At 71.8% G+C, this 13,875-nt stretch carries 14 protein-coding genes; 3 read left to right on the top strand and 11 right to left on the bottom strand.

Annotated elements, in window-relative coordinates; translation table 11 throughout:
- The 7 genes from ACZ39I_RS32640 to ACZ39I_RS32610 all read right to left on the bottom strand — a co-directional run bounded on the left by ACZ39I_RS32640 (position 1) and on the right by ACZ39I_RS32610 (position 7,152).
- Positions 1-1,188 carry a PP2C family protein-serine/threonine phosphatase gene (locus tag ACZ39I_RS32640; protein WP_467248535.1) on the bottom strand — a complete coding sequence of 396 codons (1,188 nt, stop codon included), beginning with the start codon at positions 1,186-1,188 and terminating at the stop codon, positions 1-3.
- Positions 1,166-3,013 (bottom strand): PP2C family protein-serine/threonine phosphatase, encoded by a 1,848-nt coding sequence (locus ACZ39I_RS32635; protein WP_467248534.1) that lies wholly within the window; start codon positions 3,011-3,013, stop codon positions 1,166-1,168. The genes ACZ39I_RS32640 and ACZ39I_RS32635 overlap by 23 nt, the downstream gene beginning before the upstream one ends.
- The gene (locus ACZ39I_RS32630; protein ID WP_467248533.1) at positions 2,997-4,082 is read right to left on the bottom strand and encodes a SpoIIE family protein phosphatase; all 1,086 of its coding nucleotides are present in this window, start codon (positions 4,080-4,082) and stop codon (positions 2,997-2,999) included. Before ACZ39I_RS32630 ends, ACZ39I_RS32635 begins: the two co-directional genes overlap by 17 nt.
- The gene (locus ACZ39I_RS32625) at positions 4,079-4,522 is read right to left on the bottom strand and encodes an anti-sigma regulatory factor (protein WP_467248749.1); all 444 of its coding nucleotides are present in this window, start codon (positions 4,520-4,522) and stop codon (positions 4,079-4,081) included. The genes ACZ39I_RS32630 and ACZ39I_RS32625 overlap by 4 nt, the downstream gene beginning before the upstream one ends.
- Positions 4,522-4,947, bottom strand: a complete 426-nt coding sequence (locus ACZ39I_RS32620; protein WP_352389711.1) for an STAS domain-containing protein — start codon at positions 4,945-4,947, stop codon at positions 4,522-4,524. The genes ACZ39I_RS32625 and ACZ39I_RS32620 overlap by 1 nt, the downstream gene beginning before the upstream one ends.
- The gene (locus ACZ39I_RS32615) at positions 4,944-5,843 is read right to left on the bottom strand and encodes an STAS domain-containing protein (protein ID WP_352389710.1); all 900 of its coding nucleotides are present in this window, start codon (positions 5,841-5,843) and stop codon (positions 4,944-4,946) included. Before ACZ39I_RS32615 ends, ACZ39I_RS32620 begins: the two co-directional genes overlap by 4 nt.
- A 133-nt stretch (positions 5,844-5,976) precedes the next feature.
- Positions 5,977-7,152 (bottom strand): PP2C family protein-serine/threonine phosphatase, encoded by a 1,176-nt coding sequence (locus tag ACZ39I_RS32610; protein ID WP_467248532.1) that lies wholly within the window; start codon positions 7,150-7,152, stop codon positions 5,977-5,979.
- A gap of 187 nt (positions 7,153-7,339) precedes the next feature.
- Between ACZ39I_RS32610 and ACZ39I_RS32605 the strand changes: the two genes are divergently transcribed.
- Positions 7,340-7,774, top strand: coding sequence for a MarR family transcriptional regulator (locus tag ACZ39I_RS32605; RefSeq protein ID WP_467248531.1), 435 nt, complete (start codon positions 7,340-7,342; stop codon positions 7,772-7,774).
- Between the two features lie 283 nt (positions 7,775-8,057).
- On the opposite strand, the gene ACZ39I_RS32600 is transcribed toward ACZ39I_RS32605, so the two are convergent.
- The 4 genes from ACZ39I_RS32600 to ACZ39I_RS32585 form a co-directional block, all read right to left on the bottom strand.
- Entirely contained in the window at positions 8,058-9,164 is a 1,107-nt protein-coding gene (locus ACZ39I_RS32600) for a hypothetical protein (RefSeq protein ID WP_467248530.1), read from the bottom strand.
- 2 nt (positions 9,165-9,166) lie between these two features.
- The gene (locus ACZ39I_RS32595) at positions 9,167-10,234 is read right to left on the bottom strand and encodes a hypothetical protein (protein ID WP_467248529.1); all 1,068 of its coding nucleotides are present in this window, start codon (positions 10,232-10,234) and stop codon (positions 9,167-9,169) included.
- Between the two features lie 184 nt (positions 10,235-10,418).
- The gene (locus ACZ39I_RS32590; RefSeq protein WP_467248528.1) at positions 10,419-12,731 is read right to left on the bottom strand and encodes an FdhF/YdeP family oxidoreductase; all 2,313 of its coding nucleotides are present in this window, start codon (positions 12,729-12,731) and stop codon (positions 10,419-10,421) included.
- Positions 12,732-12,794: 63 nt separating this feature from the next.
- Positions 12,795-13,415, bottom strand: coding sequence for an SRPBCC family protein (locus ACZ39I_RS32585; RefSeq protein ID WP_352389703.1), 621 nt, complete (start codon positions 13,413-13,415; stop codon positions 12,795-12,797).
- A 241-nt stretch (positions 13,416-13,656) separates the two neighbouring features.
- Here ACZ39I_RS32585 and ACZ39I_RS32580 point away from each other — a divergent pair, with 241 nt between their 5' ends.
- Together ACZ39I_RS32580 and kdpF are read left to right on the top strand one after the other, a co-directional pair.
- Positions 13,657-13,788, top strand: coding sequence for a hypothetical protein (locus ACZ39I_RS32580; RefSeq protein ID WP_467248527.1), 132 nt, complete (start codon positions 13,657-13,659; stop codon positions 13,786-13,788).
- Positions 13,785-13,874, top strand: coding sequence for a K(+)-transporting ATPase subunit F (gene kdpF, locus ACZ39I_RS32575; protein WP_037655415.1), 90 nt, complete (start codon positions 13,785-13,787; stop codon positions 13,872-13,874). The genes ACZ39I_RS32580 and kdpF overlap by 4 nt, the downstream gene beginning before the upstream one ends.
- Position 13,875: the final 1 nt, after the last annotated feature.

Genomic DNA, 13,875 nt, shown 5'->3' with positions numbered 1-13,875 from the left:
TCAGCCCTGGCGGCCGGTCCAGTCGAGGCACACCACGGCGGCGTCGGACAGCAGTTCCTTGCTGCCGTAGTGCTCGATGAGCCCGCCGACGACCGCGCGTGCCGTCTCGTGCGGCGGCGTGGCACGGGTGGCGCCGAGGACCTGGCGCAGGACCCGCTCGCCGAACAGGTCGCCCGTCGCGGAGCGGGTGCCGTGGACGCCGCTGCTGACCGCGATGAGACGGTCGCCCGGCTCCACCTGGAACGTCTGCTCGGTGTAGAGGGTCTCCTCGAACATGCCGAGCGGCATCTGCGCCTCCAGCTCGACCCCCTCGGTGTGGCCGCCGCGCTGCCGGAACAGTTGCGGGGAGCCCGCGTCGACGGCGTGCACGAGGCCCGTGGCCAGCTCGAAACTCATCAGCAGGGTGGAGGCGTACGCCTTGCCGCCGTACTGGGCGTAGACGGCCTGGTCGGCGAGACACGCCTGGTCGGCGAGGCCTATGCCGGCGCGGCGGGCGTTGCGCAGGGCACCGGTCGTGAGACCGGCGAGCAGGGAGGCGTCTATGCCCTGGCCCATCCCGTCGGTGATGGTGAGGACGAGGTGGTCGGCGCCGGTGGACCAGTCGAAAGTGTCGCCGCCGATGGCGTAGGCGGGTTCGAGGTGGGCGCCGATGACGAACTCCTCGCGGGCGCAGCCCCGGCCGGGCAGAAGTTGCCACTGCATCTCGGCGGCGAGGGTCAGCCGACGGGTGCGGCGGGCCTGGAGGTAGAGGTCGGTGTCGCGGCCGGCGGTGGCGATCTCGTGTCCGAGCGCCGTGGCGAAGTCGCCGAGCTGGAGCACGGTGCGCGGGTCGACGGCGCCTGCGGGCAGATGCACGGACAGGACGCCGAGACGGTCGCCGCGCACGGTGATGGGCAGATGCGCCAGCTGGCCGGCCGGGTCGCGAAGGACTTCGAGCACCGGTTTCTGGGTGAGGAAGGCACTGCCCGCGGGCCCCTCGTGGGCGGAGACCGGGGGGCCGGTCCGCGGCAGGTGTGTGACCGGCTGCAGGACGGCCAGGCCGTAGTCGGCGAGGAGCACGCTCACGTCCTGAGCGCCTACCCGTTCGGCGAGCAGACGGCGGGCGGTGGCCACCAGTGCGTGCGGCGGGGCCGCGCGCAGTTGTGCTTCCGCGGACGGCTGCGGTTCAGAGACTTTCACTAAATCCACCCTCTCGCCTTGTGTCCTTCACGCTACCGCGAGCGGGCGGGCCGGCAGGCGGTTCGCTTTCGGAAGGCGAGCGGTCGGATGTGCGGGGCCGCTCCCGCGCCGCGGCGGTCACGGTGTGGCACAGCAGCAGGCAGACGTCGTCGTCCCGTTCGGAGTCGTACAGGAGGGGCTTGAGCAGGGCGTCGGCGGCGGCGTCCAGGTCCTGTTCCAGCTCCGGTGTGTTCAACGCCTCCAGGGCGCGGCACAGCCGCCCGATACCGGGGTCGATGCCCTGCCCCCGGCGTTCCACCAGGCCGTCGGTGTACAGCACGAGGGACGAACCGGGGGGCAGGTCGGTCCGGTGGTCCGTGTACACGTAGGGGAGCGGGATGCCCAGCATCACGCCGGGTTTGGCGTCCAGGACCCGTACGGTGCCGTCGGCGGCGCGCACGACGGCGGGCGGGTGGCCCGCCGAGGCCCAGACCACTTCCGGTTCGCCCGGCCGGAAACGGGCGATCAGCGCGGTGGCGTACAGGTCCGGCTGCAGGTGGCCCAGCATGTGGTGCAGGCGCGTGAGGATCTCGCCGGGGGTGGCGTTCTCGACGGCGTAGGCGCGCAGGGCCGTGCGCAACTGGCCCATGACCACGGCGGCGTGCAGCCCGTGGCCGGTGACATCCCCTATGACGGCCAGCAGGCTGCCGTCGGGCTGGAGGAAGGCGTCGTACCAGTCACCGCCGATGTTCATGCCCCAGGTGGCGGGAAGGTAGCGCGCGGCGAGCAGCAGCCCCGGCGGCGTGGGCAGGTCCGTGAGCTGGGCGCGCTGCAGGGCTTCGGCGGTGTTGCGGGACCGCTGGTAGCGGTGGGCGTGGTCCAGGGCGACACCGACGCGGCGGGCCAGCTCGACCAGCATCAGGGAGGTGTCCTCGTCGAAGCGGGGACCGGGGGCGGTGAGGGTGAGGACGCCCAGCAGGCGCTGTGCGACGAGGGGGATGGCCAGCAGCGGCCGCTCGGGGGACAGGGCGGAGGGCGGGAGATCGTCGACGCCGGGAAGGCTGCCCGGGTGGGCGGCGGCGTGCTGGGGGCGGCCCGTGCGGGCGGCGGCCACGGCGGCCGCCGAGTGCTCCCGGACGCGGTGCGCGCGCTCGTCTTCGTGGCCCTCGGACTCCTCCTCGTCGAAGAGCCAGACGTCGAGGCGTTCCGCGTACTCCGGCACCAGCACGTCGAAGAGGCGGCGCAGGATGGCCGTGCGGCTGAGGGACGACGTGATGGCGGCGCTGGCGTCACCCAGGAAGGTCAGCAGGCGGCGGGCCTTTTCGGCCGCGGTGCGTGCGGTCCGCTCGGCTTCGAGGAGCTCTTGCTGAGCGCGTGCCGCGGCCTCCAGGTCGGCGTGCAGCGCCAGGACGCCCTGGTTGGTCTGGTGCAGTTCCTCCCGGTGCAGCCGGACCAGGTTCTCCTGCTCGTCGAGGAGGCTCAGCACGGCCGCGGTGTTCTCGTCGGCGCTCAGCAGGGCCTGCGGCAGCGAGGGGGCGCCGCGGCGCCCCTTGCGGACGGGCCGGTTCGGCAGCGGGCAGGTCAGTAAGGGCGTCTCGTCCTGCGGATCCGGCTCGCGCTCGCCGGCCGGGCTCAAGGACACCTCGAGCGGACCGGACGGCCGGACGTGGAGGCGGAGTTGCCACTCACCGCCCTGGCCGAGGCAGTGGCGCAGGCGTGCCGTGAGCGCCGTCAGGAAGCGGGCCCGCTCCAGCGCCGGCGCCCCGCCGTCCGTGGCGATGCGGTCGACGGCGGCGCGGGCCCGGGCGGCGTCGGCCACCGACGCGATCTTCCAGACGTCAGGAGGTGCGGTCATACGGGTCCGTCCGGGGGTCAGGGGCCAGTACGGCCACACTGGCGTCGTCGCGCAGGGGGCGGGCGGCACTGCCGGCGTCCCGCAGGACGACCGCGGCCACCACGGCAGGATCGTGGGCGTCGAGCCGGGGGTCGCCGGGGGGCTCCCAGCGGCTGGGGAGCCCGTCGCTGTGCAGGACGAGCAGACTGTCCGGCGTCCAGGCGCTCTCGCGCAGGGGCACGGTGGCGGGGAAGTGGGCGCCGACGATGCCGGGGTGGGAGATCAGGGGCTGCCATGCGCCGTCGGTGCGCAGCCTGGCGCCGATGTTGCCGACCCCGGCGAAGGAGAGCCGGCCGCTGTCCTCGTCGAGCTGTGCGACGCCGACGGCCGCGCCTCGCGTGGCCCGCAGTGCGGTGTGCAGCCGCCTCAGGATCTCGGCCGGCGGCAGGTCGGCGCACCGGCGGAGTTCCTCGACGGCGGCCGTGGACGCGTCGGCTGCCTTGTCCCCGTGGCCGAGCCCGTCCACGAGCATCAGCGTGACGCGTGGGCCGGAGCGCACCCGACTGAAGGCGTCTCCGGAGTGCTCGGCATGGGCGAGGGAGGTGGTGATTCCACCGGCCCGGGTGCCCGGACCCGACCCGGCCTGCCGGGGGAGCGGGCGGCCGGGGCCCCGCACCGGGGTGATGCGGGCCACCGCGACGGTGCCCCGCCCCGGTCTGCTGTGCAGGTCGAACTCGCCGGCGACGCGCCGACAGGTGCCCAGGCCCGCACCGAGGGACGACGAGGCGGTGGTGTGACCGTCCCGCATCGCCGCCGGGACGTTGTCGATGCCGGGTCCGTGGTCGAGCGAGGCGATCTGCACGCAGGGCACGTCCTCGGCGAGCGTGTCGGCGGGGGCGGCCAGATTGATGAAGATGCGGCCGCCCCCGGCGTGCTTGACGAGGTTGGTGCCCAGTTCGGTGGCGACCAGCGCCGCGACCGCCGTGGCGTGCGTGTCCAGGCCCGCCGCGGCGCAGGCGGCTTCGGCGGCGACCCGTACGTCCCGGACGCGGGTGCTGTCCTGGACCGGGATGTCCCAGACCCTGCTCACGACGCACCTGTGCGGGGCGCGGGCAGTCCGGAGACCCAGTCGGTGATGGTGACGGTGGTGCCCTGGCCGGGGCGGGTGTCGAGAGCGAACTCCTTGACCAGCCGCTTGGCCCCGCTCAGTCCCAGGCCCAGACCGTTTCCGGTGGTGTAGCCGTCGGTCATGGCGAGCTCGACGTCCCGGATGCCGGGGCCAGCGTCGACGAAGGACAGCCGCAGCCCGCGGCGGGTGCCTTCCGCCAGCACGGTCATTTCCATGTGCCCGCCGCCACCGTGGACGAGGGTGTTGCGGGCCAGCTCGCTGGCCGCGGTCACCAGCTTGGTCTGCTGGACCAGGTTGAAGCCGAGGTCGGCAGCGCTCTGGCGCACCTGTTGGCGGACCCACGCCAGGTCCGCGTCCGAGGCGATGGGCAGGCGCATGGTCGAGGCGATGGGGGCATGCATCATGCACCCTCTTCCGGGTGTGCGGTCGGAGCTGCCGAGGGTGCGCGGCCCAGCAGGGACAAGGCTTTCTCGACGTTGAGGGCCGTCCCCAGGCCGGGCAGGGTGAGACCCATCTCGACCAGGGTGATGGCCACGACAGGACGCATGCCGGCGAGTACGGTCCGGGCGGCCAGCAGGCGTGAGCTCGCGGCGATCTCGGCCAGGACGCGGCCGAGGAAGGAATCGACGATCTCCACCCCGGAGATGTCGATCACGACACCGTTCACCGGCGTCGCACTGGACGCGATCCGCTCGGAGATGTCGTGCTGGAGCTGTTCGGCCACCCCGTCGCGCAGCTCGCCCTGCAGGGTGACCAGCAGGACGTCTCCCAGCGCGAGTACCGGCACCGGGCCCGGGCCGGAATGCGTGGCGAGGAAGCCGGTCACCGCGGACTCGCTCCCGTCACCGGGCGTGCGGAGACGACGATGCCCTGCTGGGTGAGCGCGTAGGCCAGCGCGTCGGCGAGACCGGCCCGCGTGATGATCGAGCCCAGGTCGATGCCGAGATGGACGATGGTCTGCGCGATGGCGGGACGGATCCCGGAGACGATGCACTCCGCGCCCATCAGCCGGGCGGCGGCGACCGTCTTCATCAAGTGCTGCGCCACGAGCGAGTCCACGGTCGGGACGCCGGTGATGTCGAGGATGGCGTACGCGGCCCGCTGGTCCACGATGGCTTCCAGCAGGCTCTCCATCACGACCTGGCTGCGGGCGCTGTCCAGGGTTCCGATCAGCGGTACCGCGACCACGCCCTCCCACAGCTTTATGACGGGTGTGGCCACCTCCAGCAGCTGCTGGCGCTGCCGGGCGATGAGCTCCTCGCCCGCGCTCACCGTCGTCTCCATGATCACCAGGCGGAGTGTGGCCGTCAGGACCGCCAGCGCCTGGACACACGCGTCCCCTCGCATGCCGTCGGCGGCGTCCTCGAACTCGGAGCGCAGCAGTGCGGTCACCGGCTCGCGCAGCTCCGCGACCTCTCCGGCGATCTGTACCGGCGTGAACCCGGCCCGGGCCCGGGCCGCGGCCATCCGGCCGAGCTGGTCCCGCACGGTGCCGAAGCCCGGAGCGTCGACATCCTCGAGACGCCCGGAGCGGGCCACGTCGGCCAGGGAGTCCACCACGGCTTTGCACGCCTCGACCGCCTCGTCCCGGGACACGGTGAAGACCGTACGGAACAGGGCGGCATCCGCCCAGCGCTGGGCGATCTGCTCACGACGCCGCTCCAGGAAGGCGCCCAGCTCCTTCGCGGTCTCGAGGGCTGTGTCGTGCTCCGCCACCTGCATCGTCTCCCTGCCTGCGAGCCCATTCGGCCCGCCGAGCGGTCAGGCCACGTGGCAATTATTGCCGCATGGCAAACGTTAACGCGAGCGTGTGCGGCGAACAACATGCTCCCGCCGCAGCGCACGGACTCTCCGGTCAGCCGGACTGTTGTGGCCTGCCGTGCCAGTCCAGACACACGATCAGCGCGTCGTCGTCCGGTATGGCTTCACCGCGGTGGCCGGTCAGCTCCCGCAGGATGGCGCGCGGCACCTCGGCCGCGGGCAGCAGGCGCGTGGAGTGGATGGCCCGGGCGAGAGCCCCTTCTCCGTACGCCTCGCCCCTCGGGGAGGCCACCGCGTGGACACCGTCGCTGACGAACACGAGCCGGTCGCCGGGCTCCGCGTGGAAGTCCTGCGCGATGTAGTCGGTCTCCTCGAACATGCCCAGCGGGAGCTGGGCGTCGAAGGCGACCCGTTCCACGGTGCCGCCGCGCAGCCGCAGCAGCTGGGGGGAGCCGGCGTCCACGACGCTCGCCCGGCCGGTGGCCAGGTCGAAGTCGAACATCAGGACCGACAGATAGCAGCGCCCCCGGTAGTGGGCGTAGACGGCCTGGTCGGCCAGGGCCGCCTGGTCGGCGATGGACAGCCCGGCGCGCCGGGCGTTGCGCAGCGCGTTGATGGCCAGGTTCGTCAGCAGGGACGCCTCTATGCCCTCGCCCATGCCGTTGGTGACGTACAGCGTCAGCCGGTCGGCGGTACCTGACCAGTCGAAGTTGTCGCCGAAGATGGCGTAGGCCGGCTCCAGCTGGGCACCCAGCTCGTACTCGGGGCGGGAGCAGGCGCGGCCGGGCAGCAGCTGCCACTGCATCTCGGCGGCCAGCGTCAGCCGGTCCTTGCGTCGCGCCTGGAGGTACACGTCGGTGTCGCGCTCCGCCACGACCACCTCGTGCCCCAGGACGTCGGCGATGTCGGCCAGCTCGGACTCCCACCGCTGCGTCGCGTCGCTGTCGGACAGCGTGACAGACAGCACGCCGAGCCGGTCGCCGCGCACACTGACCGGCAGATGCAGACGGGTTCGCCCGCTCGGCCCTTCCTCCCGGTACGGCTTCTGCGAACCGAAGGCCCGGCCGGCCGGACTGTTGTGCACCGACACCGGTTCCAGCGTGTGCGGCAGGACCGACACCGGCTGGAGCACGGTGAGGCTGTAGTCGGCCATGAACAGCTCGACGTCCTCCGCGCCGTACTGCTCGATCAGTACGGCACGGATGGCGTCGAGCAACTCGTGGGGGGCCGCTGTGCGCAGAGCGCGTTCAACGGCCAGAAATCTCTTCATGATGACAAAACACCTGTCCTTCGCCGGACGACGTACGGGTCTCACTCACGAGGCCGGCTCGCTTCGACCGTCCCGGTCCTGTGTGGTCAGCGCACGCGCCTAGTACGCTGACAGGCACCCCGGTGCCTGCGAGAGTGTGATCGTGACTGCCTTCCGTCGCCGCTCAGAGCCTGATGAGGTCGCACGCGTGACCACCACGGCCGTCGAGCTGCTGGAGGTCGTGTGGGGCCGGGCCTCGACGTCGCCCACCTCCGCGTCGCAGCTGCGGGTGCTGCACATCCTCGAGCACCACGACGGCATCAACCTGCGCACCCTCGCCGAGTGCCTCGCCTCGACCCCGCCGTCCACCAGTCGGCTCTGCGACCGGCTGGTGGCGGCCGGGTTCGTCGACCGGGTCATGAGCGAGGAGAACAGGCGTGAGGTGCGGCTGCATCTCAGTGGCCGGGGCCGCGCCTTCCTCGTCGACCTGCGTGCCCGCAGGGAGAGGGAGTTGCAGACCGTGCTGGCGGACATGCCCGCCGCCAAGCGGGTCGCGCTGCTGGAAGGGCTGGAGGCGTTCTGTGCCGCCGCGGCGACGCAGATACACGACGACCCGGCGGAGTCGGGCAACCGGACCGCCTGAACCGAAGAGCGCGCCGACGGCACCTTTGTCACCTCTCGACATGGGTGACCAGCACACGGAGTGGTCTCCGCCCACCGGAGCATTCCAGGTCCTTCCCCGTACGTCCGACACGGCTACTGTGTTGCGTCCCGGCTTTTGTTGTCAAACGGCAACAGTGAGCGCGTGACTTCCTCACGAGCACTCGGATACCCCGTCGCGGCGAGTTCTTCGGCGCGTGTGCGGTATGTCTCTCGAACGAGGGAAGCCGGGCATGCCCGGAGCCCTGCGGGGAAGGAGCTTCTGCTCAGCCGAACCGCAGCGCCCGCGGGGCGAAGGTGCCCTCGGGACCGTCGGCGCGGCCGACCGACCACACCGTGTCGGTGCCCGGCACCGGCGCCAGCCGCAGTGTCCGGGAGTCTCCCTCGCCGGCCACCGCCGGTTCGTCGTACTCGGTGAAGGACCCACCGTTCCAGGCGAGGAAGTCCGGCCCCGAGACCAGCGGCGGGGAGCCCGGCGGGCCCCACTTCTGCGAGCGGGCCACCGCGACCCAGGCCAGCTCGCCCGACGTGGAGGCCGCCAGCGAACCGACCGAGCCGAAATCGGTGGGCACGCTCACCCGGCTCCACGTCTGTCCGTCGAAGCGAAGCAGCAGGGGCGGAATCGGCCGCCCCGGCGGACCGCCGATGAACCCGGCCGTGCCGCCCGCCCACACCTCGGTCGGGGAGACCGCCAGCACACTGCCCACGGCCGACCGCGGGGACGCGTCCACGATCGTCTGCTGCCACGCCTGCCCGTCCCAGTGGGACACGGCCGCACCCGAGTCGGTGGCGCCCGCGGCCCAGACGTCGTCGGCGGCCTTGATGTGCAGGCCGTAGACCGCTCCCGGCGGTACGGGCATGTCCCGCCAGCCGTCCTCGTCCCGGCGCAGCAGTGCCTGGGCGCCGCCGCGCGAACCGATCAGCCAGGTCTCCCCGCCGCCGGCGACGACCTGGGTCGGCACGACACCGGGCGGGGGCCGGCTCTCGGACCAGGCGGTGCCGTCGAAGTTGAGCAGACGGGCGCCGCCCGCCGCGTCCCGGCCCACCGCCCAGACCGCGGTCGGGGAGGTCGCGGCGACGGACAGCAGCTCGCCCTGCCAGGCGACCCCGGGCAGGCTCTGGCGGTGCCATTCGGTTCCGTCCCAGCGCAGCACCAGCGGGAAGCCCGGCGCCTCGCGACCCACGGCGTCGGCGCCCACCGCCCAGGCCAGGTCCGGACCGAGCGCCACGGCCTCGTTGAGCGCGGCCTGGGGACGGACCTGAGCCGGGACCGGAACGTGCTGCCAGGACAGGGGTTCCGCCGCGGCTGAGCTCATCACCGCGATGAGGGTCATGGCGACGGTGAGGGCCGCGACGAGAAGTCTGCGTGCCATGGTCAGCCTCCCAGCCGCTCACTCATCAGATTCGGTTTCGAGCCGTAGATCTCGACGGTGCCGAAGGACAGCAGAGCCGCCCCGGCCCTGGCCAGCGCACGTGGTTTGACGTCGATCGCGTTCGTGCGCTCCGGGCCGTAGGAGAAGGTGGTGCGGGGGCCGTCGACGCGCGCGTACTTCGACTGGAACGCGCGGTCGCTGCGCACCGGCAGCCACAGCGCGCCGTCCGGGCCGCGCACCATGGCCTCGGTGGGGGTGTCGCCCAGCGGCGGATACGTGGTGCGCCAGGCGTGCCCGTCGAAGGTCATCAGGTAGGTGCGGCCCACGCCGTCGGTGTATTGGCTGCCGCCGATCGTGATCCGGCCGGACGGTTCGAGCAGGAGGGTGTGCACGTTGCTGTTCGGCGGCAGTGGCACGTTCGCGTCCCGCCACGCCGTGCCGTCCCAGCGCAGTACGGTCGTCCCGGTGCTGGTGTCCGCCCAGGCCCAGGCGTCCGTCGCGGTCCGTGCGGTGATCCCCATCAGGTACAGCACGCCCTCGGGGGTTGCCTGCGTGGTCCAGCCGGAACCGTCGTGGTGCAGCACCTTCAGCCCGGTGTCGTCCTCACCGACCACCCAGGCGGCCCCCGGTACGGCGGTGAAGTCCTGGTAGGTCCACAGCGTCTGCGGCAGCGGGACGGTACTCCACCCTCCCGCCGACCGGCGCAGGATCTCGCCCTCGCCCGCGCGGTTGTGGAAGATCCACACGTCCGTGCCGACGAACTGCACCTTGCCGAGCCAGCCCGGCTCACCGGCACCGGGGAAGGAGGTGTCCCGGCTCCACGCCGTGCCGTCCCAGCGGTACAGCATCGGCCGCAGGCCGTCGGCGGCCTGCTCGTACCCGGTCGCCCACGCCTCGCGCGGCCCGCGGGCGGCGAGGTCGGTCACCGACACGGGCGGGGCCGCCGCCGGCACCGGCAGCGCCGACCAGCTCGGCGTCACGCCCTTGACAGGCGTCACGGCCGCGGCCGGCGACACCATCGCGGCACACGCGATCACCAGGCAGACGACGACCGCACGGAGACCGTTCACGAGACCTCCCAGAACGCGCAGGCCGCACAGGCTATTGGCCGTCACGCCCCGTGGACAGTCGGCATTCGGCCGATCGTGGGCCGTGGGAGCACGGTGCATCCGCCGGGCAGGAGGGTGGTGAGGTCGGGCCGGGGCACGAGACAGTGCACACGGACGGGAGCACTGGTACGCCTCGTTCTGCTCCTCAGGCGGAAGCCGAAGTCGCCCGGTCGGACGTGGGTTCCAGGCGGACGACGAGTCCCTTCGACGTGGGCTGGTTGCTGATGTCGGCGACGCTGTCCAGCGGCACCAGGACGTTGGTCTCGGGGTAGTAGGCGGCGGCGGAACCCGGTGCGGTGGGGTAGGGGACGACCTCGAAGTCCCGGGCGCGGCGCTCGGTGCCGTCCGCCCAGACGCTCACCAGGTCGACGTGGTCACCCTGGGCCAGGCCGAGTCCGGAGAGGTCGGCCGGGTTGACGAGTACGACGTGGCGGCTGCCGTGGATGCCGCGGTAGCGGTCGTTGAGCGTGTAGGGGACGGTGTTCCACTGGTCGTGCGAGCGCAGGGTCTGCAACAGCAGGTGACCCTCGGGCGCCTTGGGGACCACCCGCTCGTTGCGCGTGAACAGCGCCTTGCCGACCGCGGTGTTGAACACGCCCTCGTTGACGGGGTTGGGCAGCTGGAAGCCACCGGGCCGCGTCACGCGCGCGTTGAAGTCGTGGAAGCCCGGCACGATGCGGGAGATGCGGTCACGGATCGTGCCGTAGTCCCCTTCGAACCGGTCCCAGGGGATGTCCGGCTTGCCGCCGAGGGTGCGGCGGGCGAGCCGGCACAGGATCGCGACCTCGCTGAGCAGCAGGGGAGAGGCGGGCTCGAGACGCCCCTGGGAGGTGTGCACCTCGCTCATGGAGTTCTCCACCGTGACGAACTGCTCGCCGTCGGCCTGGACGTCACGTTCGGTGCGGCCGAGCGTCGGCAGGATCAGCGCCGTGTCACCGCAGACGGTGTGCGACCGGTTCAGCTTGGTGGAGATGTGGGCGGTCAGCCGGCACGAACGCATCGCGTCCTCGGTGACCTCGCTGTCGGGAGCGGCACGCACGAAGTTGCCGGCCAGGGCGAGGAAGACCTTGACGCGGCCCTCACGCATCGCCTTGATCGAGTTGACCGAGTCGAGCCCGTGCGGGCGCGGCGGGTCGAAGCCGAACTCCTTCTGGAGGGCGTCGAGGAACGAGTCCGGCATCTGTTCCCAGATGCCCATGGTGCGGTCGCCCTGGACGTTGCTGTGCCCGCGCACCGGGCAGACACCGGTGCCGGCCCGCCCCAGGTTGCCGCGGAGCAGCATGAAGTTGACGATCTCCCGGATGGTGGGCACCCCGTGCTTGTGCTGAGTGATGCCCATCGCCCAGCACACGATGACGCGTTCGCTGCGCAGGACCTCGTCGCGGACCTTCTCGATCTCCGTGCGGGTCAGACCGGTCGCCGCGCGCACGTCGTCCCAGTCGACGGCACGCGCGTGCTGGGCGAACTCCTCGAAGCCGGAGGTGTGCGCGTCGATGAAGTCGTGGTCCAGGACGGTGCCGGGCCGGGCGTCCTCGGCTTCCAGCAGCAGGCGGTTCAGGGCCTGGAAGAGGGCGAGGTCACCGCCGGGCTTGATGTGCAGGAAGCGGTCGGCGATCTGGGTGCCGCGTCCGATGACCCCGCGTGGCTTCTGCGGGTTCTTGAAGCGCCGTAGCCCGGCTTCGGGCAGCGGGTTGACCGCCACGATGCGGGCGCCGTTGCGCTTGGCCTCCTCCAGGGCGGACAGCTGGCGCGGATGGTTGGTGCCGGGGTTCTGCCCGACCAGGAAGATCAGGTCGGCGTGGTGGAGGTCGTCGAGACTGACGGTGCCCTTGCCGGTGCCCAGCGTCTCGCTCAGGGCGAAGCCGCTGGACTCGTGGCACATGTTGCTGCAGTCGGGCAGGTTGTTGGTGCCGAAGGCGCGGGCGAAGAGCTGGAGGACGAAGGCGGCCTCGTTGCCGGCCCGGCCCGAGGTGTAGAAGACGGCCTGGTCGGGGGAGGAGAGCGTGTTGAGTTCCTCCGCGAGCACGCCCAGGGCGTCGTTCCAGCTGATGGGCTCGTAGTGGTCGGAGCCCGGCCGCTTGATCATCGGCTCGGTGAGCCGGCCCTGCTGGTTGAGCCACATGTCGGAGCGTCCGGCGAGGTCGGAGACGCTGTGCTCACGGAAGAAGTCGGCGGTGATCCGGCGTGCGGTGGCCTCGTCGTTGATGTGCTTGGCGCCGTTCTCGCAGTACTCGTTGCGATGGCGCTGTCCCGGGGCCGGATCCGCCCAGGCGCAGCCGGGACAGTCGATCCCGCCCACCTGGTTCATGGTCAGCAGGTCCACCCCGGTCTTGCGCGGGGACGTCTGCTCCAGGGAGTACTCCAGCGCGTGCACGACCGCGGGGACCCCGGCCGCCCACTTCTTCGGCGGTGTCACGGAGAGGGTGGTCTCCGGCTCGTCACCGGGCGGGTTCTGCATCGCATCGCCTTTCTCTTGCCGCGACTCGCTCGCCGCTGTGTCCTGCCGCGTCCGGTACGAGGGTCAGCCGACGGGCCACTGGGCCACGCGGCTCCTCGGCGGTTCCGGGTGGTCGTGCTGTACTCGGCCGTTGCGGATGGTGCCGCGCCAGGCCCCGCCCTCCTGCCCCAGCCCCTCCATGAACAGCTTGAAGTTCTGGAGCTCGCGGCGCACCAGCCGGGTGATCACCTGGGTGACCCTGGAAGAGCCGGTGAGCCGTTTCGCGGTGCCGCGTGGCTCCAGCAGCATCCGGACGGTGATGGCCGTGCCGCCCGACTCGGTCGGCCGGAACTCGACCTCGCCCTGATGGGAGGGGCGCTGCTCCAGTCCGCGCCAGGCCAGGTAGGCGTCGGGGTCCTGCTCCACGATCTCCACCGCGAAGCGACGGCGCAGCGGCCCGTAGCCGATGGTCCAGGTGGTCACGGTGGGCCTGGCCTGTTCCACACCGTGCACCACGCTCGAGAACCGGGGGAACGTCTTGAACTGGGTCCACTGGTTGTACGCCGTCCGCACCGGCACCGCGACCTCGACGGTCTCCTCGACGTGCCGCCTCCGCAGCGGCCGCCGACGCGTGACGCCGTCGGCGTCGGTGCGCATCCCCGGCGTGTTCGGGACGGCCTGCTGGGAGTCGTGTTCACGCGCCATCGTGGCCTCTCCTCCGATGAGCGAGCCGGGGCGTCGCACACCCGGCCCCCTTCGTGTGTCAGGGCTTCTCTACCGGTTCCCACATCGCGGTTTTCGAGTCGCTCCAAAGCGCGGGCTTCCCGCTGTAGCGGGGCTCCCGGGGCTGGTTCCGGCCGTCCTCGGCGTAAGAGTCCCGTCAAGGCGGCAGTGGCGGCCGTAAGGGAGCCGTCAACGGGCGACCGCATCCGGTGACGTGCGGGGTTTGCTCTCCCTGTCCGTTTTTCTTCCGAACCTCTTCCAGGAGTTCGTGATGGCCGATCTGGCCTTCGTCGTCACCACGGTCGCGGTCTTCGCGCTGGTGGCCCTCGTCGCCAAGGGGGTGACGAGGCTGTGACCGCCGAGAACATCGCCGGCCTGGTGGTGGCCGTCGCCCTGCTGGGCTATCTCGTCCTCGCCCTGATCTTCCCCGAGAGGTTCTGAA

The organism is Streptomyces sp. NPDC024687 (assembly GCF_055559055.1).
This window is presented reverse-complemented; position numbering and strand designations above follow the sequence as displayed.

Excerpts from the sequence above, each read along its gene's own strand:
- ACZ39I_RS32635 (WP_467248534.1), bottom strand. The coding sequence starts at position 3,013 with ATGACCGCACCTCCTGACGTCTGGAAGATCGCGTCGGTGGCCGACGCC.
- ACZ39I_RS32625 (WP_467248749.1), bottom strand. The coding sequence starts at position 4,522 with ATGCATGCCCCCATCGCCTCGACCATGCGCCTGCCCATCGCCTCGGAC.
- ACZ39I_RS32615 (WP_352389710.1), bottom strand. The coding sequence starts at position 5,843 with ATGCAGGTGGCGGAGCACGACACAGCCCTCGAGACCGCGAAGGAGCTG.
- ACZ39I_RS32610 (WP_467248532.1), bottom strand. The coding sequence starts at position 7,152 with ATGAAGAGATTTCTGGCCGTTGAACGCGCTCTGCGCACAGCGGCCCCC.
- ACZ39I_RS32600 (WP_467248530.1), bottom strand. The coding sequence starts at position 9,164 with ATGGCACGCAGACTTCTCGTCGCGGCCCTCACCGTCGCCATGACCCTC.
- ACZ39I_RS32590 (WP_467248528.1), bottom strand. The coding sequence starts at position 12,731 with ATGCAGAACCCGCCCGGTGACGAGCCGGAGACCACCCTCTCCGTGACA.
- ACZ39I_RS32585 (WP_352389703.1), bottom strand. The coding sequence starts at position 13,415 with ATGGCGCGTGAACACGACTCCCAGCAGGCCGTCCCGAACACGCCGGGG.